General features: G+C 71.1%; 23 protein-coding genes. 2 read left to right on the forward strand and 21 right to left on the reverse strand.

What is annotated here, in order from left to right; genetic code table 11:
* From B1L11_RS06370 to B1L11_RS46530, 12 genes are all read right to left on the reverse strand, one after another.
* On the reverse strand, nucleotides 1-194 hold a 194-nt coding region (locus B1L11_RS06370; RefSeq protein ID WP_179155003.1), incomplete at its 3' end, for a hypothetical protein.
* On the reverse strand, nucleotides 194-520 hold the full coding sequence (locus B1L11_RS06375) for a hypothetical protein (RefSeq protein ID WP_079313619.1): 327 nt from the start codon (nucleotides 518-520) through the stop codon (nucleotides 194-196). The genes B1L11_RS06370 and B1L11_RS06375, both read right to left, overlap by 1 nt.
* Before the next feature lie 73 nt (nucleotides 521-593).
* Nucleotides 594-1,031, reverse strand: coding sequence for a hypothetical protein (locus tag B1L11_RS06380; RefSeq protein ID WP_079313620.1), 438 nt, complete (start codon nucleotides 1,029-1,031; stop codon nucleotides 594-596).
* Nucleotides 1,024-1,476, reverse strand: a complete 453-nt coding sequence (locus B1L11_RS06385) for an HK97 gp10 family phage protein (RefSeq protein ID WP_079313621.1) — start codon at nucleotides 1,474-1,476, stop codon at nucleotides 1,024-1,026. Before B1L11_RS06385 ends, B1L11_RS06380 begins: the two co-directional genes overlap by 8 nt.
* Nucleotides 1,476-1,910, reverse strand: coding sequence for a DUF6093 family protein (locus B1L11_RS06390; protein WP_079313622.1), 435 nt, complete (start codon nucleotides 1,908-1,910; stop codon nucleotides 1,476-1,478). The genes B1L11_RS06385 and B1L11_RS06390 overlap by 1 nt, the downstream gene beginning before the upstream one ends.
* Before the next feature lie 9 nt (nucleotides 1,911-1,919).
* Entirely contained in the window at nucleotides 1,920-2,273 is a 354-nt protein-coding gene (locus tag B1L11_RS06395) for a hypothetical protein (RefSeq protein ID WP_079313623.1), read from the reverse strand.
* Nucleotides 2,274-2,285: 12 nt separating this feature from the next.
* Nucleotides 2,286-2,579, reverse strand: coding sequence for a hypothetical protein (locus B1L11_RS06400; protein WP_079313624.1), 294 nt, complete (start codon nucleotides 2,577-2,579; stop codon nucleotides 2,286-2,288).
* Complete coding sequence (locus B1L11_RS06405) at nucleotides 2,576-2,866, reverse strand: hypothetical protein (RefSeq protein ID WP_079313625.1); 291 nt, start codon at nucleotides 2,864-2,866, stop codon at nucleotides 2,576-2,578. Before B1L11_RS06405 ends, B1L11_RS06400 begins: the two co-directional genes overlap by 4 nt.
* Nucleotides 2,866-4,011 carry a hypothetical protein gene (locus B1L11_RS06410; RefSeq protein ID WP_079313626.1) on the reverse strand — a complete coding sequence of 382 codons (1,146 nt, stop codon included), beginning with the start codon at nucleotides 4,009-4,011 and terminating at the stop codon, nucleotides 2,866-2,868. Before B1L11_RS06410 ends, B1L11_RS06405 begins: the two co-directional genes overlap by 1 nt.
* 13 nt (nucleotides 4,012-4,024) lie before the next feature.
* Complete coding sequence (locus B1L11_RS06415; RefSeq protein ID WP_079313627.1) at nucleotides 4,025-4,369, reverse strand: DUF2190 family protein; 345 nt, start codon at nucleotides 4,367-4,369, stop codon at nucleotides 4,025-4,027.
* A 16-nt stretch (nucleotides 4,370-4,385) separates the two neighbouring features.
* Nucleotides 4,386-4,934 (reverse strand): hypothetical protein, encoded by a 549-nt coding sequence (locus B1L11_RS06420; protein ID WP_079313628.1) that lies wholly within the window; start codon nucleotides 4,932-4,934, stop codon nucleotides 4,386-4,388.
* Entirely contained in the window at nucleotides 4,922-7,369 is a 2,448-nt protein-coding gene (locus tag B1L11_RS46530) for a hypothetical protein (protein ID WP_179155004.1), read from the reverse strand. The genes B1L11_RS06420 and B1L11_RS46530 overlap by 13 nt, the downstream gene beginning before the upstream one ends.
* A 64-nt stretch (nucleotides 7,370-7,433) precedes the next feature.
* Between B1L11_RS46530 and B1L11_RS06430 the strand changes: the two genes are divergently transcribed.
* Nucleotides 7,434-7,985 (forward strand): hypothetical protein, encoded by a 552-nt coding sequence (locus B1L11_RS06430; RefSeq protein WP_079313629.1) that lies wholly within the window; start codon nucleotides 7,434-7,436, stop codon nucleotides 7,983-7,985.
* On the opposite strand, the gene B1L11_RS06435 is transcribed toward B1L11_RS06430, so the two are convergent.
* From B1L11_RS06435 to B1L11_RS06470, 8 genes are all read right to left on the reverse strand, one after another.
* Nucleotides 7,986-9,059, reverse strand: a complete 1,074-nt coding sequence (locus tag B1L11_RS06435; protein WP_079313630.1) for a phage minor head protein — start codon at nucleotides 9,057-9,059, stop codon at nucleotides 7,986-7,988.
* 25 nt (nucleotides 9,060-9,084) lie between these two features.
* Nucleotides 9,085-10,947: a hypothetical protein gene (locus tag B1L11_RS06440; RefSeq protein ID WP_079313631.1), complete on the reverse strand. Its 1,863-nt coding sequence runs from the start codon at nucleotides 10,945-10,947 to the stop codon at nucleotides 9,085-9,087.
* A 21-nt stretch (nucleotides 10,948-10,968) separates the two neighbouring features.
* The gene (gene terL, locus B1L11_RS06445) at nucleotides 10,969-12,474 is read right to left on the reverse strand and encodes a phage terminase large subunit (protein ID WP_143737049.1); all 1,506 of its coding nucleotides are present in this window, start codon (nucleotides 12,472-12,474) and stop codon (nucleotides 10,969-10,971) included.
* Nucleotides 12,471-12,695, reverse strand: coding sequence for a hypothetical protein (locus B1L11_RS06450; RefSeq protein ID WP_079313632.1), 225 nt, complete (start codon nucleotides 12,693-12,695; stop codon nucleotides 12,471-12,473). Before B1L11_RS06450 ends, terL begins: the two co-directional genes overlap by 4 nt.
* A 98-nt stretch (nucleotides 12,696-12,793) precedes the next feature.
* Nucleotides 12,794-13,852, reverse strand: a complete 1,059-nt coding sequence (locus B1L11_RS46535; protein ID WP_179155005.1) for a hypothetical protein — start codon at nucleotides 13,850-13,852, stop codon at nucleotides 12,794-12,796.
* A complete protein-coding gene (locus B1L11_RS06460) occupies nucleotides 13,821-15,197 on the reverse strand; it encodes a hypothetical protein (RefSeq protein ID WP_079313634.1) in 1,377 nt (458 codons plus the stop codon). Before B1L11_RS06460 ends, B1L11_RS46535 begins: the two co-directional genes overlap by 32 nt.
* Nucleotides 15,198-15,257: 60 nt before the next feature.
* Nucleotides 15,258-15,719 carry a hypothetical protein gene (locus B1L11_RS06465; protein ID WP_079313635.1) on the reverse strand — a complete coding sequence of 154 codons (462 nt, stop codon included), beginning with the start codon at nucleotides 15,717-15,719 and terminating at the stop codon, nucleotides 15,258-15,260.
* 3 nt (nucleotides 15,720-15,722) lie between these two features.
* A complete protein-coding gene (locus tag B1L11_RS06470) occupies nucleotides 15,723-15,956 on the reverse strand; it encodes a hypothetical protein (protein ID WP_079313636.1) in 234 nt (77 codons plus the stop codon).
* 48 nt (nucleotides 15,957-16,004) lie between these two features.
* On the opposite strand from B1L11_RS06470, the gene B1L11_RS06475 reads away from it, so the two are divergent.
* A complete protein-coding gene (locus tag B1L11_RS06475; RefSeq protein ID WP_079313637.1) occupies nucleotides 16,005-16,280 on the forward strand; it encodes a hypothetical protein in 276 nt (91 codons plus the stop codon).
* A gap of 203 nt (nucleotides 16,281-16,483) precedes the next feature.
* Here B1L11_RS06475 and B1L11_RS06480 read toward each other — a convergent pair whose 3' ends face one another.
* Nucleotides 16,484-16,756, reverse strand: a complete 273-nt coding sequence (locus B1L11_RS06480; RefSeq protein WP_079313638.1) for a helix-turn-helix domain-containing protein — start codon at nucleotides 16,754-16,756, stop codon at nucleotides 16,484-16,486.
* Nucleotides 16,757-16,897 lie beyond the last annotated feature (141 nt).

Here is a 16,897-nt window from a genome sequence, read left to right on the forward strand (position 1 = left end):
GTGGCGGAGGGCTCGTCGGCCGGGGCGGGCTCGCTCGTCTGCTCGGCGGGCTTCTCGGCGTCCGGTGTGGGCTGCTCGGCGTCGGGCTGGTCGAGGCGCTTGTAGTGCGCGGCAAAGTAGCCGTACGCCTGCTCGCTGACGGTGGTCTTCTCGCCCGTGGTCCTGTGCTGGACGGGGATCATGCGGCGGGCCATCAGCCGATCACCGCCCACGTCACGGTCGTGGTGCTCGACCACGACAGGGCGATCAGGTTGGAGTCGGCGGGGTCGCGGTACTCCGGTAGCAGGGTGAGGATGTGCGAGGTGCCCGCGCCGATGGTGAACGTCTTGTCCGGCTTGGCCACGCCGTACCCGGTGTTGCCGGGTACCGCGACGGTCAGCGTGACCGGCGAGCCGGAGCCGTTGACGACGAGCATCCGGGTGGGCTGGCGGACTCCCTGGACCTTGTCGCCGGAGGCCGCGTTGTAGAGGGTGAGCGCCGCGCCTTCGAAGGTGGGCGTCTGTGGTGAGCGCGTTGCCAAGGTGGGCTCCTTGAGGGCATGCGAAACAGCCCGCGCACCAGCAGGGGGTGGCGGGCCACGGATCAGGGCGGGGTCAGGCGGCTTGGGAGCGGAAGGCGATCTCCACCACGGCGCGGTACTCGGCCGGGGGCGGCTGGTCGAAACGCTGCACCGGCGGGGAGCCGGGCGGCTGCTGCACCCGGTAGCAGGAGCGGCCGGGCACGCTCAAGATTCGGCCGATGAGCGCTGCCCGCACATCGTCGGCGAACATCTCCACCTGCTCCTCCGTCGTGCCCCAGCAGGAGATCTGCGCCGAGTAGTCCAGATACTCAAGCGGTTCGGCGATGTTGCCGTCCGGCACCCCGGGCGAGGGGTAGACGACGGCGTACGGCACGTAGTCCGAGTGGCCGGGCTCACCCGCCCAGCCCCCGCCGTCCGGCTTGACCGCGCGCCCGGCCACGATGCCCGCTTCCTCCAGGGCAGCGAGGACGGCGGCCGTGTGCGGCGCTGACGGGGCGATCTGGTCAGCCACCGAGGGCCTTCTCCCCGACCTGCGCCAGGATCTCCGGCAGCGGTTCGATCGCCTTCTCGAACGCGGGCCGCATGTACGGCTGCGGGCTGGTGCCGGGGTGCCACACCCGCTTTCGGAAGATGTCGTTCCCTTCGTCGTCGACCCAGTGCAGCGCCTTCGCATTCCGGGCGCGGATCTCGTGCGGCTTGGTGCCGTACTCGACGTCGGCCCCGTAGGAGGCCGTGGGCCCCGCCTCGAACCCGTGCGGGTCGTCGAAGAAGTCCGGCGCGCCGATGGTCGACTTCAGGTGGCCGGTGTCGACCGGGACGCGGTCCTGCGCACCCGCGACGGTGTCGAAGCCGGTCTTCCGGACGACGAGCGAGCAGAGCTGGTCGGCCTTCGGCCCGGCGGCGGCGAGGTGGACGATCAGCTCGTCAACCTCCGAGGTGTCCCACGAGATGTCCATCAGGCCACCTCCCGTCGGGTGATGTCGTCGGTGCAGGCCAGCACCCGCTCCCACTGCTCCGAGCCGTAGCGAGCGTTGGTGACCCGCAGCTGCTTGCCGACCAAACCGAGGTCGACGGCCGAGTTGATGGTGACGATGTCGCCCTCGAGGACCTCAGCGGCGTCCCATTCGATCGCGACGGTGTGGGTGGTGTCGGAGATCGCCTGGTCGCCCACGGTCTGCGGGCTGGCCGCGTCGGCGGAGCCGACCCGGCACGGCCCCCTGTACACCACCTCAGGATCGTCCGGGTGCCACACGTTCGACCCGTCCAGGCTGCCGCCGCCGGTGGAGCGGGTGATCGTGCACCGGGCCGTCTGCAGCCCCGTCGAAACGGGGCGATGATGCTCCGACCACCGCGCGGGCACCGGACGGTGACCAGCCAGCGGCACGACCATCACCCCCGTTCACCAGTGAGTTCGGTACGCGGAGAACGGGTCGAAATCCACGATGTCAAACCCGCCGGCGTCGTCCCCAGAGCCTTCGGCCACCTGCTCCCGCAGCGCTTGGGCTCGGGCGCGGAGCTCCGCCGCCACAGCCGGGCCGTCCGTGGACGCGCCGTCGATGGTGGTGAGCTTCTTGCTGATGAGCGCCTCGGAGGAGGCGATCGCATCCAGGGCCTGGGCGGCGGCGAGTTTGACCGCGCCGCCTTCCAGGGTCAGGAACGCGCGGATCTGCTCGTCGTTCAGCAGTAGGTTCTGCTCGTCGGTGTCGGGGATGAGCAGCCGGACCCGGCCGGTATCGGTGCTGTAGTCGATCACCGCGCCCCCCTTCTACTGGAAGACGGCGACCTTCCACGTCGCCGACGCGGGGTCGATTGCCCCGCCGGTGGGGTTGTACAGGCGGATGGTGACCGTGTTCGCCGCGGATACGTAGCCGGACCAGATCAGGCTGGCGTTGACCCCGGACGGGGCGCCGAGCGCGACCACGTCGCCCACCTTCGCACCGGTCACCGTGACCGAGGCGGTGCCCACGGCGCCGGCGGCGATCGATGCGAAGTCCAGGTCGGCGGACGCGGTCAGCTTGACCGGCTTGGTGCCGTAGTAGGCGGCCCGAGGCGCTGTCATGGGGTCTCCTTGCTGGCCGTTGCGGCCTTGCCAGAGGGCTTACGTGCCCGCCGGGCAGGCGTGGCGGGCGTCGTCGGCGCGGTGTCGGCCGCACCTCCGCCGTCCGGCCCGGACGGTGGGGAGGCCGGCTCGCGCAGCTCCACTTGCCCGCCCGAGAAAGAGATCCGGGCGGGTTCGGGGAGGCGGTCACGGATCTGCGCGAGTAGCTCGTTCTGCGCGTCCAACCGGTCGCACACCGCGCGCAGCAGCTGCTGGTCGCGGGTCACCCCGGGAGGCAGATCCGACATCAGCTGCCGGAGCCGTTCGACGCCACGCTCATCTGCGGGTCGACGACAGCGCCCCCGTAGACGTGCTTGATCTTCTTCTCCTGCGCCTCGGTGTCGAAGCTCACCGGCTCCTCGCCACCGCCGATCCGGCGCATGTCCGGGATCTTCTCGTACAGCGCCGGCGCCTCATACCCGCGCAGGCGGCCGAACTCCAGTGCCGGGCGGGCGCCGTTCGGGTCGGCGAACACCCACCAGGAGGTGTCGGCGTTCGCCGACGTGGCGACCGAGTCGATCCAGTAGTTGACGTCGATGCCGAGGTTCGCGGCGACACCGTTGCCCTTGACGATCCGGACGTTGCCGTTGCCCTCGACCACCCGGTACTCGGTGGTGTCGATGATCTCCTGCGCCGTCAGCGCGAGGCCGGTGCCGACGACCAGGCGGACGCCCTTGACGACGATCGGGTTGCCGTTGGCGTCCTTACGCTTCATCAGCTTGGTGATCGCCATCTGCAGCGCGTCCCGGGTGAGGGGCGGGTTGCCCGGCAGGGTGTTGTTGTTGCCGCCGGTGTAGACCGAGGCGTGGGGGCCGTTGGCGTCGACGAACAGGCGGGTGACGAACTCCTCCTCGCTGTCGACCGCGGAGTCGGCGAGGTCCTGCGGGAGGCGCATGAACGCGTTGAGGTCGTCGTTGATCATCGCTTCCCAGGACAGGGCGAACCCGGCCTCGTACTTGTCGACCTTGTACTCGTACTCGGCCTCGGTCTGCGAGCGGCGCTCGTGCTCGGCGAGCTCGCCGACCTTCTTCAGCAGGCCCCGCACGCCGGAGGTGGCGAACCGCTTGACCGGCCGGAAGTCGTTCACGGTGGCCGCGCGGGCGTAGTTGCGCCAGGTCGGGATGGTGGCCTGGTAGGCGCCGTACAGCTGCCGGTCCAGGGAGTCGGCGAACAGCAGCGGGAAGTCGCTGGTGCTCATGGCCTCCTGGAAGTGCGACAGGGGGCGGCGGCCGTAGCGGATGTCGGTGACGAACCGCTCGGCCTCCAGGACGGCGGCTTCCCACTTGGGGCCGCGGCGGGGGGCGGAGACCTTGCGCTCGCCGCCGAACATGGAGTTGATGGTGGCGGTCTGGGCGTCGATCCGCTCGATCGACGGGGTGAACAGGGTGCTCACGGCGGGTGTCTCCTCAGTAGCCGATCTTCACGCGGATCTTGGTGGTGGCGCCGCTGGACACCGCGCCGAGGGCGTAGCCGAAGCGGACTCCGTTGGTGGAGTCCTTGTTGATCACCCCGGCGTCGTAGTACAGGATGTCGCCCGCGGCGACGGCGGCGTTGGTGGTCGTCTCGCCCTTCACGGCGAGTTCGGCGACGCCGTTGAACTTGACGGTGGTGTAGCCGTCGTCGTCCTCGTCGGTGAGGGCCACGCCGGGGAGCTGGCCGACCAGGACGGGGTCGCCGGAGGCGGGGGTGGTGGGTGCGGTGCAGACGACGCGGAGCTGGTCGCCGTCCTCGAAGACGATGTTGGTTGCCACGGTGGTGGTCTCCTTTTTAGAGCGGGCGGCCGGCGGCGGCCAGGCGGGCGGCTTCCTCGTTCAGCCCGCGGGCCTTGTAGGACTCGACGAGGCTGTTGGTGACCTGCTCGGCGCTGGCCTCCTCCACGACGGTGTCGGTGAGGGACTCACCGAGGCCGCGGACGTGGCCGACACCGACCGCCTCGAGGAGGCCCGCGATCTCGGTCTTCTTGTCGGTGATGGCCGATTCGACCACGGCCTTGAAGGCAGTGGTGTCGAGGGCGCCCGTGTCGGTGGTCGGCAGGTCGCGCAGGACCGACTCGGTGAAGCGGGCGTGGCTGGTCTCCGGGATGCCGCTGGTCTTGAGCGCCTCGGTGACCATCGTGCGGGCGGCCTCGGTGTTCTCCAGCCGCTGGGCCTTGGCGTTGGCCTCGGCGGCGCGGGCGTCGGCGGCGTCGGCCCGCTCGGTGAGCTGGGCGATCTGCGTGCCGGCCTGGTCCAGGCGGACCATGGCCTCCTGGAGCTGGGTGCTCAGGGTCGCGGCCTCGGCGAGCTGCCGGGCCTGCTCCTCGGTCAGTTCGGGCATCGTGCCCTCCGTTCATGTGGTGCGGGTTCGGGCGCGGTGCCCGGCGCGGTCTTCGCGGTGGCCTCGCTCACGGGCGGGCCGGTCTTGGCGGGCTCGGAGCCGGTCTCCGGCTCCTGCTCGGGCTGGGGTTCGTAGGTGGTGACGGCGCGGACCTCGACCGGGTCGCCGGTCAACGTCACCCGCCCGGCGTCGAGGGTGTAGGTCTGCTGGAACAGGTCCGCGTCGCCTGGGGCGTTGTCCTCCATCGAGAACACAACCCACTCGTCGGTGTGGTCGCGGACCCAGACCCAGATGCCCTCACCGCCGTAGACGTCCCGTACGGCGGCGCACAGGGCGTCGCGGAGGTCGTTGGCGGTGATCCCGGCCGCCTCGGCGAGACGCCGCGCGGACTCCGACATCTCCGCGTCCGCCTGGTCGGCGTTGTCGGGGTCGTCGTACGGGCCCCGCTCGTACAGCTGCGGCGCGGCGTCCTCGATCGCCGCGCTGAAGGCGTCCAGCGCGGCGCCAACCGCAGACGACAGGATCTTGCGTTCCTCGCGGGTGAGCCGACCGTCGCCGTACATGTCGTCACCGAGCGTGGTGAGGGCCAGGTGCAGGCGGGACTCCACCCACGCGCCGATCGTGCGCGCCTCAAGCAGGTCACGCTGGGGCATCGCGGACTCCTTCGTCGTGGTCTTCCGCCGCATGCCGGCGAGGTCGAGCAGCGCGGCCGGCGGGTCCTCGCCGAGCTGGCCATACAGCCGCACGAGCTTGCGCGCGGCGGCGCGCTTGGCCGCCGGGTCGGTCTTCACCTGCTTGATGCGCGAGGCGGCGGTGTGGACCGCGTTGCGGTTGAGCGTGCCGTCCGGCTCGCGCACCGGCAGCGCATAGTCCGCCTTGCTGTCGGACTGCTCCGTGGGGCCGATCAGGCACGCTCGGCGCCACTGCCCGATGTCGTAGTCGCCCTGGCCGAAGTTCGACCACGGGGTGTCGGACACCTTCGCCTCGACCAACCGCACGCCCGGGCCCGGCTTGGCGCCGGCGGCCTCTTGCATGATCCGGTCGTTCGCGTCCGCCCAGTCCCGCTGCTGCGGCCCGTCGATGACCATGCCCCAGCCGGGGTCGCCGTCGACCGGCATGATCTCCAGACGATCCCCGGGGTTCCGGCCGCCCCACTTGCCGAACAGCTCGACGCTGACCTTCCCGGCGTTGGTGCTGATCTCCCGGCGGGTGACCGGCTTGGTGACGTCGGGGGCGTCGACATCGTCGATGATCCGGTCGATCGTGTCGCTGATCTTCCGGTAGGACTTCCGGTCGAACACCACCTCGACCGGGCTTCCGTCGTCGCCGAGGTGCCGGTAGCCGATTTTGCCCCGGCCCGGGGAGAAGACGTCCAGGTCGCCGTTGCCAGTGTCCACTCGGGAGGAGGCGTCCAGCCCTTCGAGGGTCTGCTCGAACTTCACCGCGTCGCGGCGGCTCATGGTGAGCTTCGTCCCGTCGGGCAAGGTGACGTCGTAGGCGCCGGGACCGGTCTTGCGGATGTGTCCGGCGCCGTCGAAGGTGTCTTCCTCGCCGGTGCCCCAGTCGTCCGCGAGGGTCAGCTCACGGGCGAGCTTGTGGGCGCCGTCCCTGCTGAGGGAGGTGCTGTGGTCGCCGTGGGTGAGGGTGATGCGGTCGCCGTCGTGCTCGCGGTCGAGCTTGAGGGTGCCGCCGGACTTCAGGGGCACTTCGGCGCTGGCAAGGACCTTCGGCATCCCCTTCTCGCCACTCGCTCCAGAGTCGGGGCGGCTGGGCCCGCCCCCCGCCGGGGAGTCGCCGGCGCGGCCGCCGCCCCCGCCGCTGGTGTGGTTGCTCGGCGAGCCTCCGCCGTGGCCGAACCGGCCGTGGTAGCCGCGCGGGTGGTCCCCCTCCCGCCATGTCCCCCGCTCCTCAAGCGCGCGGGCGCGGGCCGACTCCAGCAGCTGCACGAGCTTCCCCCCGGCACCGGCCGCGGTGACGAAGTCCACCGACTGGGCTTCACTGATCCGGGTGACGATCGGCCCGCGGATGCGGTCGTCGGTGGAGGCCTCGACGGTGCCGGCCGCCCGGATGGACAGGCCGATGTCGTCGGCCATGGCCTCGATGATCGGCGCCCAGTGCGGGTAGACCTCGACGTCGGCGTACAGGCCATCCGCCTCGTAGCGGGCGTCGGAGGCGAGGCGGCCGGCGAGGTCACGCACGGACCGTTCGGGCCGGTCGTGGGCCTCGCTGATGCTCGGGTGGTCGATGAACATCGGCAGGCCACTGCCGAAGGCGGAGGCGCTCTCGCGCAGCATCTGCGCCGGGTAGTAGCCGGAGCTGCCCTGGATGTCCCCGGCGATCAGCCGCGCACGGAACCGGCGACGCTTCGGTACGGCGCCGCCGGCCGCCTCGGCCAGGGACACGCGCTCGGCGAGCGCGGACAGCTCGGGCATCATGCCTCCTTACGGGTGTTCGTGGCGGGAGAGGACGTAAAGAGGTCCGGGGGTCTACAGTCCGCGCATGCACGAGATCATCGAATGGATCAAGCAGTCCAAGCTCGCCTTCGGCGACGTTGTCGCGTGGGCGGCCCTCGTGGTGTCACTCGGGGCGTTTGTGGTCGCCTGGCGCGGGTTGAAGTGGCAGCGCCGAGCAGCTATCGCGACCGAGAAGGCCACCGAGGCCGCGATCCGTTCCGCGAACGCCGCAGAGAAGTCCGCCGCCCTTAGCGAGCAAGCAGCGGAGGTGCCGGAGGTCGAGGTCTCCGAGATCCGCAACGCGCCGCGTAAGAAGCCCGCCGGTGACATCACCTGGAAGATTGAGCACGTCCAAGAGGCGCAGTACCGGCTGCGGAACACTGGGACTCGGACGGCTACCGGGGTGACGGCCGATCCGGAGCCGTTTGGAGGCCTCGCGCGCTACCTCCCCGAGAATGCAGCCGTGCGCGCTGGCGAGTCGCTCGAGTTCCTGCTCATTCAGGCCTGGCAAGTGGAGTCGCCTGGTGAGATGTGGCTGACGTGGGATGGTCAGGACGAGCCGGTGGCCGTGCCGATCCCGCCGGTTATCCACTTCTGATCAGGAGTCCTTGGCGAGGTCGGCGACGGGGGTGACGTGGAAGGCGTCGCGCCACCCTTCCGTCGAGCGGCGAGTGGACAGGTCGGCCCACTCGATCGCGTCGTCGTCCAGGAGTTGGAGGCGGGCCGGGCCCATGATCTTCAGCTGCTCCTCACGGGGCAGGCTGTCGAAGATCGCGCGGGCGTCGGGCAGCTCGTCCGGCGGCTCGTCGATGGTGAACCCGAGGTCGGCCCAGCTCTTGGTCTTCGGCGTGCGGGAGCAGCGGCCCTGGTGGTGGTCGAGCGGGCCGGGCTCGGACATCGGGTGCAAGGTCCCGTGCTTGGCCCAGCAGGAGGGGCACGTACGCGTGCGGCTCGGCCCGGTGACCTCGGCGTGCCAGATCCAGCCGTCCAGGACGTCGGCGTGGTCCTGCTGGCCGACCTCGGCGGCCTGGCGGTGCGCGTCGATGACCTCGGTCCTCGCGATCACCATGGCCCTGCTGAGTCCGCCGTTGAACTGGCCTTCGACCCGTTTCACCATCGCGCGGGCTGCGTCGCGCGGGTTGTCCCCCGTCACCACTCCGCGGACGAGCTCGCGCTTCATGGCCTCGGTGGCGTCGGCCTCCAGCCGCCACGAGCGGACGGTGACCTGCTCGGCGGTGCGGCGGACGATCGCGTCGACGGCGTCGGCCTGGTGCTGCCGGTGGCGGGCGGCGGCCGGGAGGGTGGTGCCGTACGGCAGCTGGGAGGACACGATGTCGGTCTGGCCGTCGAGGCCGATGGTGGCCGCCTCACGAGCGGCGGTGGGGATGTCGCGGCGGACCTGGGTAGCGAGCCGCTCCAACGCGATGCCGGTCTGCTCCAGGGCGTGGAGGGTGCGCTGTGCGCGGAGCACGGTGCCGCGCGCTGGCCACTGCTCGGGGTGAGTGGTCAGGAGCTCCTGCACGGCGGCGAGGAACAGCGGCGCGAGGTCGTCCCAGGCCAGCACCCAGGAGGTGGTCAGGGCGCGGGTGAGGTCGTCGGTGATGCGGTCGACGGCTGCGCGCATGCGGGCGATGAGGCGCAGGGTGTTGCGGGTGATCGGCAACGCGGTCACCTCGTCTCATGCGCCTCACAGTCGCCTACCTGCCGCCCCGGGCCTTCCTCGTCCTCGCAGCCTTGCGACTCATACGGGAACGCTGTTCATGCGTGCGACCCGCGTTCGCGATGCGCGCGGCCTTGGCCTTGCTGTAGCCCTGGCGGCGGAGCGCCCGGTAGGTGTCCTCCCTGCCGTGGGTGATGCCACGGATGTGCCCGGCCGCGGCCTCGCTCACCTGCGCATCATCCGCTGAGCCCTGGTCCGGGCTGTCACCCTCGGTCGGCGATTCCGGCGGAGCATTCCCCACCACGCTCGCCGGGTCCTGCCCGCGGCGGAACGCGTCCGCCGCAGCCTGACCGGCCGAGGCCGAGGGCGGGATGAACTCGCCGTCCGGCCCGGTGAGCTTGGCCAGGATGCCGTCGACGTCCTTCACGCCGAGGGCCTCCAGCAGCAACCTGGCGACGACCAGCGGCGGCAGGTGCGACGTCGAGTCGGCCTTGACGATGGCGTCCACCAGCGCGGAGGTGGCCACGTCGTCGATGTCCGGGAAGCTGATGTCGATGGTGTCGTCGGCGCCGCCGCGCAGCCGGACGGTCTCCCGCCCGTCGTACGGGTCCGTCTCGATGGTGCCCTTCAGCAGGCCGTTGACGGCGCGGACGGACTCCAGGATCACGTGGGCGAGGATCGCCCGGAAGGCGTCGGCCCACACGCCCTGCCGCAGTTCCATGGTCCGCTCGGTCGGCGTGTCCAAGGTCTCCGCGGTGGCGCGGGCGCCGGTGGTGCCGGGGTCGCCGAGGAGCATCGTCACGGGCACGTCGAGCGCCGCGGCGGTCATCGCCGCCAGCGGCCGGCCCGACTCCGAGTCGATCGTCGCCCCGCTCTTGGGCACGGCTTCCAGGGCCATGTCGGGGGTCATGATGGCGGTCGCGCCGGCGTGCTGCGCATCCCCGCTGACCGGGTCGCGGGTGGGTGCGGCGGCGACGCGGGCCCGGGCGGCGGCCTGCTTGCTCCCCTTGGTGGTGAGCCTCCACGCGAACCGCGACAGGGCCTTGATCAGGCGGGCCCAGTCGGTGAGGAAGTCCTTGTACGCCTGGGCCCAGTCGATCGCCGCGTAGGCGTCGCCGAGGCCGAACTTCCATCCGTCGTGGCCGCCGACCTTAACGTGGTAGACGGGGGCGTCCCACCGCACCGGGCCGACGGAACCGTCACGGCCACGCAGCGTCCTCGGCCGGCTCGCAGGCTTGTAGCCGAGGGCGGGGTAGAACACGATCCGCCGCTCGGTGATGACCGCACCCGACGTCGGGTCGAGCCGCTCGGTCCAGCCGTCCTGCTGGTAGTACCACGGCTCCGAGGCGTCGTCCGGGTTCGTGATGACGTCGGTGATCTCATCCCACGGCAGGCGCCGCACCTGAACACGGCCGGTGCGCGGGTTGGTGAAGCACGCGAACAGCACGTTGCCGTCCGTGAACAGTGCGCGTTCGAGGGTCTCGTGGGCCTGGTCGCCGGACAGGGCGCGCCGGTTCCCCGGGTCGCTCAAGAAGCGTTGCACGACCTCGTTGACGCGCTTGTCGCGGGCGACGATGGTGACGCCCTGCCCCCACACGTACGCCGTGCGCAGGGCCAGGCCGCGCTTCAAGATGGGCGACTTGAGGGTCATGACGCGGGCCACGGCGGTGATCTGCCGCAGGCCGTCCCTTGAGAACTCCTGCTCGGCCTGGGCGGTCATGCGAAGCCACCCAGGCTCGTACATGCGGTTCTCGAGGTCGCCGATGGTCTCGCGAAGCCAGGCGTTGTCGGCCCGCTCCTGCCGAATCTGCTCGGCCAGGTCGGCGTTACCGGCCAGGCGTGCGATCCCTTCGCGGATGGGCAGGACGAACGATTCCCTCAGGGCGGCGAACATGGCCATCAGGGCGCCCTCCCTTCCTGCTCAATAAGGCGAGATCTCATATCCGTCGAGCTCCTGGTCCAGGTCCTCGTCCTCAACCAGGTCGTCACCGGACAGCAGCGGCGCCAGCAGCAGCCGGTTCAACGCCTGGGAGGTAGCGTCGACCTGGTCATCGTGGCTGCCCCTCGGGAAGCTGGCGTGCTCCTCGCGGTACGCCCCGACCCACGGCGCGAGCGACGGCGCGGGGAGAAACACCTGGCCAGCCTCCACGAACGGCGCGACCGCCGACGCCCGCGCGGCCTTCCCGCCCTCGGGCTCGACCGGGATCAGGCCGGCCACCGACCGGGCCAAGCTGTTGATGACGGCAGTGCCGTTCGCCTTGTCCTCGACGTACTTGGCAACCGCCTGCGGCCACTTGGCGGCCAGTTCCTTGACCGCCTTGCGGGTCTCGACGAACGACATCCGCCCGCGGACCTGGTCCAGCAGGTACGCCTGCAGCCCGAAGCGTGCCCACACCTGGCCGACGACGAAGTCAGAGGCGTCGGTGTCCTTGAAGGCCATGTCCCACGACGCGCAGACCTCGTCAGCACCGATGACCCAGTGCGAGCCGTCGTCGCGGACGATCCAGCGGGCGTCGCGGTATTCGCGCCACCACTCCCGTTTGAAGATGCCGCCCTCCGCCGGCGCCGGGCGGCCCTGGTAGAGGGCGTTCCAAGTGCGGGACCCGACCTCGAGCTTCTTGGTCTCCCACTCGGCCACCGTGCGCCCGCGAGCCGACAGGAGGTACTCGCCGGGTTGCCGGCCGAGGGGGTCGGTCTCGCCCTTGGCGGGGTTGTGGTCGGCTTGGGCGGGGATGTTGATGACCCGCCACCGGCCGGTGACGTCCTCGTCTTTGAGCCAGCCGGACAGGTCGTCGTCGCGCCATCGGGTTTGGACGATGACGACGAACGCGCCGGGGCCGAGGCGGGGGATGGCGACCTCGGTCCAGAAGTCGCGGACGGTTTCGCGCCAGGCGTCGGAGTCGGCCTGCTCGCCGTCCTTGTAGGGGTCGTCGACGATGAGCCCGTCAACGGGGCGGGAGGTGAGGGAGCCCTTGATGCCGACGCAGTAGACGCCGCCTTGGTGGCCTTGGACTTCCCATTCGTGGGCGGCCGAGGAGTTCGGGTTGACAGTCAGGCCGAGCAGCTCGCTGTGGTTGGTGATGTCGTCTCGGATGGCGCGGCCGTGGCGGCGGGCGACGCCGTGGGCGTAGGAGACGATGGCGAGCCGGAGTTCAGGGTTGGTAGTGAGGAGCCACTCGGGGAAGCGCCGGCTGATGCGGACGCTCTTGCCCTCCTGCGGGGGGACGCTGATCATGAGCCGGTCGCAGCGGCCCTCGGCGACGTCGACGAGCGCGGCGTCGATCAGCTCCAGCGCGGGAGTCTGGACAGTGGTGCGGTCGAGCTGGCAGGCCAGCGCGCCAGGGGTAGCCCACTTGCGTTCCGGCGGCTTCGGCGGTTCGAACTGCCGGGCCGCGTACTCCCAGGCGGACAGCAGGGCGGTCGTCATGTGATGTCGACCGGGTCGCCTTCGATGACCGGTGTCTCGTCGGTGGCGGTGACGCGGACCCAGGGGATGTAGGTGCCCGGCGCGAGGGTGAAGTCGAAGCTGGTGCCGGGGCCGATCAGGACCTTGGCGATGGTGTTGCCGTCGTCGTCGGTGTCCCAGGCCGCCGGCTTCCAGCCGCTGCTGGTGGGGCGGACGCCGTTGGGGAGGACCTGCATCTCCACCGGGAGGCCGGTGAGGGTCTGGTCGCGTCGACGGCGACGGGGAGGTACTCCTTCGATTCGCGCGGGTAGCGCTCGACCATCAGGGGCACCTCCCTCGTCTACGTGTGCTTCCAGCCGCGTTCGGTGGTCCCGGACCAGGCCCGGCGCGCGGTACCGGCCCGCCACAGCCTGCGTGTGGCGATGGGTCGGATGGTGACGTCGTCCACGACGCCGGGCACCGTCGTGCTCGGGGTGGGGATCGTGCAGACCGAGGCCACCGTGGTCGGCCGCGCGGTGGAGGCGGCCAGCGCGGCCGGGACCTCCGCGTACGCGGCGACGGCGGCCGGTGTCGCGGCGACCAGGGCGACCCCCGCCGGTGTGGGGATCGCCGCGGTGGCGAGCACTACGACCGGTGCCGCATTGGAGCCGGTCGAGGCGTTCGGGCCGGGGATGGCGGCCGCGGCGGTGACGGTGCCGGGTGTGGCGGTGGTGCCGCCGTCGGCGGTCACGGTCGGGGCCGGGATCGCCCCGGTGGTGGTCACCGTGTCGGGGTTGGCGGTTGCCGCGCTGGTGGTGTCTGGTCCGGGGATGGTTGTGAGTGCACCGACCGTGTCCGGGGCCGCTGTTGCCCCTGCGGAGGTGCCCGGCGTCGCGACGGATGCCGTAGCCGCCACAGTAGCGGGGCTCGCCGACGCTCCCGCTGACGCTTCCGGGGCGGGGACGCTCGCAGCTGCCGTCACAGTGGGCGGCGTCGCCGTGGTCGAGCTGCCCGACTGCGTGGCCGGGGCAGGGACCGCGGCGATCGCCTGGACGATGGCCGGGGTGGGGGTGGAGTCGGCCGCGACCTGCGGGGCCGGGGCGCCGGCCGTGGTTGTCACGGTTGGTGGTGTAGCGGTGCTGGAGCTGCCCGACTGCACTGCCGGAGCGGGCACTGCAGCAGCAGCGGCCACGGTGGTCGGGGTCGCCGTCTGCCCGTACGCCACCTGCGGAGAGGGAACGGCGGCGGCGGCCTGCACGGGGCCCGGCTCGGCGGTCTGGCCGGCCGAGGCCGACGCCGTGGGGATGGCCGCTGCGGTGGTGACCGTGGTCGGGATGGCGATGCTGGTTATCGACGGGGCCGGGATGGCGGCCGCGGCCGTGATGACGTTAGGGACGGCAGCCGAGTCCGCGCTGCCCACCGGCTCGGGGATCGCGGCGGTCGCCTGCACCAGGTTGGGCGCTGCGGTCTGCCCTGCCGAGATGCCCGGGGTTGGGACGCTCGCCAAGGTGTCCACGACCGTGGGGGTGGGCGTGGAGCTCGCGGCGGTGTCCGGTGCCGGGACGTCCGCGGCGCCGACCACCGTGCCAGGGGCTGGGGTCGCCTGGACTGTGGCCGTGGGCGGGATCTCCACGCTGGCGGCCAGGGGTGCCGGGCTGGGATGTCTGCCCCGTCGACGGGGTCGGGCTGGGGATGGCCGCCGTGGCGGTGACCGCCTGAGCGGTGACGGTCTGGCCAGCGACAACGCCCGGCGCCGGGACCGCCGAGGTCGCAGTGACGACGCCCGGGGTGGCCGACGAACCAGTTGCCGCCGACGGCGCGGGGATGCCCGCGGCCGAGGAGGCCGTGGCCGGGGACGAGCTGGCACCCGCCCTCGCGGTCGCTGCCGGAACCGAGGTGGTGGCGCTGACCGCGCCCGGGGTCGCGCGGGTGACTGCCGTGACGTTGGGCCCCGGGATGGTCGCGGACGCCGTGACGGCTGCGGGTTGCGCCCGGGTGACAGCGGTGACCCCTGGGCCGGGAATGGACGCCGACGCGGCGACGACGGAGGGGGACGCGCCAGCACCGATCGCGACCGACGCGGCCGGGGCCGTGCTGGTGGCGGCGACCACACCCGGCGTAGCCGTCGCGTCCAGGCTGGTGACAGCCGGGCCGAGCCAGTCGGTGTCAGAGACACCGAGGTCGTCGTAATTCCAGGTCAGACCGCCACCGTAGGAGAAGGTGATGCCCGTCGCCAGCGCGGTGGGCATCGTCATCCCGGTGGCGGTCGTCGTCTCGGTCGCGACAGTGGAGTCAGGGTTGTCGAACCGGCGCAGCTCGCACGTGCTGGCGTTCGTCGTGCTGCTCTGGAAGATCTTCGCCTCGATCCGGCACCACTGGTTAAGCGGGACCGAGCCGGTCTGCTGCGCGTAGGAGGTGTTGACGCCGCTGTTGTTGCCGATCGACAGCCTGCGCGAGGTGTCGATGTACACCCGGAAGGCGTTGTAGATGAAGAAATCTTTGCTGGTCGGCGACGCCGTCATGTAGACGTACGCCCGCAGATACACCGTCCGCGTGACCGTGGAGACCGAGAAGATCCACTTGAGTTCGTTGCCGGTGGCGCACTGGGCGGCCATCGGCGCCCGCGCGCCGGTCGCGAACGTGTTGGAGTAGATGGGGCTGCCGGTCGTGCCGGTGAATGCGTCGCCGTTGGTGCCGCCCGAGTTTCCGGTGGTGATCGTGGTGCCGTTGCTGCCGCCGGAGAACGTGTTGGTGAACGTCGTCACAGCCCGCCCCCCAGCTCACTCATACGGGACCAGAGCGGAGCCAGGCGACGTTTCCACAGGTTAGGGCACAAGATCCAAAGTGAAGATCCCGCCTGCGGCCCAGGTCACAGCCAGGGTTCCGTTGCTCGTGGAGTAGCTTGCTCCAAGGTCCACCAGGATGATCGCGTTCTTCCCCGCCAGCCCGTCGGCGTAGATAAGCACACCGCGCACACCGGACAGGGTGCTGGACGCCCAGGACAAGTCGGCCGCGTCGAACGTCAGCACACCCGAAGAGCCGGTGACCGTGGTCGAGGTAACCGTGACCCCGCCGGCCGTGTAGCCGGTGCCCGTGATCTCCGTGCCGGAGAACACGCCGGCGCCGTAGGCGGCGCTCGCGGCGGCGGCATCGTAGTTCGGCGTGATCGTTCCGGGGTAGAGAGCCGCCTTGAGCTGCGTCTCGCTGGACAGGTCCACGCCGAGCTGGGTGTCGTCGAAGATGTCGATGATCGTGGAGACGAACAGGCCGGATCCGTTGATGGCCATGGGTTAGTCCTCCTCGACCTGGTAGGCGTCGCCGCCGACGGAGACGCCGTCGGTGCGGGTGAGCGCGCGGGCGTCGCGGAGGGCCTGCATCGCCTGGTCGCGGGCGGCCTTGGTCTCCTCGTTCGGGTTCGCGTCGTAGGCGGCCTTGGCTTCGGCGAGGTCGGCTTCGAGCCCGGCGAGGGCCTCAAGGGCGTCGGCCTGGGCGCGGAGCTCGGCCACGCGGTCGGCGGTGGACATTGGGGCCCTCCTTGCTCGGGAGAGGTGGGGTGTTCGAGAATTGTTCGAATGCGCAGGTATGCAGAGCCCGCGAAGGTGCAGGTCAACCAGGACGGCGAACCCGCCCGGTTTCAGGCGTGGGGCCACACGCATCTGGTGGTGGAGGTTCTCGGCCCGCACTGGGAGACCCAGCTGCCGTGGTGGCAGCCGGAGCATGCGGGCAAGCCGCTCGACCGGCTCACGGTGCGGCACTGGCGGGTGCGTGCTCGCCGGGCGCGGCGGAATGCGGTGGTCGAGCTGGAGCAGCGCGCTGACGGCTGGACGCTGGTCGGCGTCGAAGACTGACCGCGCAGCCAAGGTGGTGTTCGGCTCGCCGCCCGTGGGCTGTCGTTCGGCGAGCGAAGCAGGGTGGGGCGGGCGCAAGCCCCGGGATCCCGGTGAGCCCCCCAGCTCCGAGATCAGGGTGCGCCCGCCCGGGCCGCGCCGGTACGGGGAAGGACCGGGGCGACCGTGGCGCCGGCCCCGGGGCGAGGTGGGGCCAGCGCGTCTTAGGCTGCGAGGGCGGTGGTCCGGCGCGCAGCGCGCAACTGGTCGCGCTCCTCAGGAGTAGGAGGCACTGGTTCGCCGCGGTGCATGCAGCCGTCGATGAACGCCAGGTCGCGGTAGTCGAGGTAGGTCTTGCGGCCTACGGTGCCGATGCGGCGCGCGGCGTAGCGGGTGACCCAGTCGCGGAGTGTCGAGGGTGACCGGTCCAGGCGCGCGGCGGCGGCCGTGTAGGTGATCGGCTGGGGCTTGTCGTCGTCCACGGGCGGCGTGTTCACCCCCTGGAGATGCGAAAACCCCCGGGCCGGTTGGGCTCCGAGGGCACTGATCACCACTTTCAGTTGCCTACTGTCGCACCTGGTCAGGGTGTTGCGCAAGTTCTGTGTGCGACTACCCGCCGAGGGCTCAGCCCTGCCAAT

Source organism: Microbispora sp. GKU 823 (assembly GCF_002027145.1).
In the GTDB taxonomy this organism is placed as follows: Bacteria; Actinomycetota; Actinomycetes; order Streptosporangiales; family Streptosporangiaceae; genus Microbispora; species Microbispora siamensis.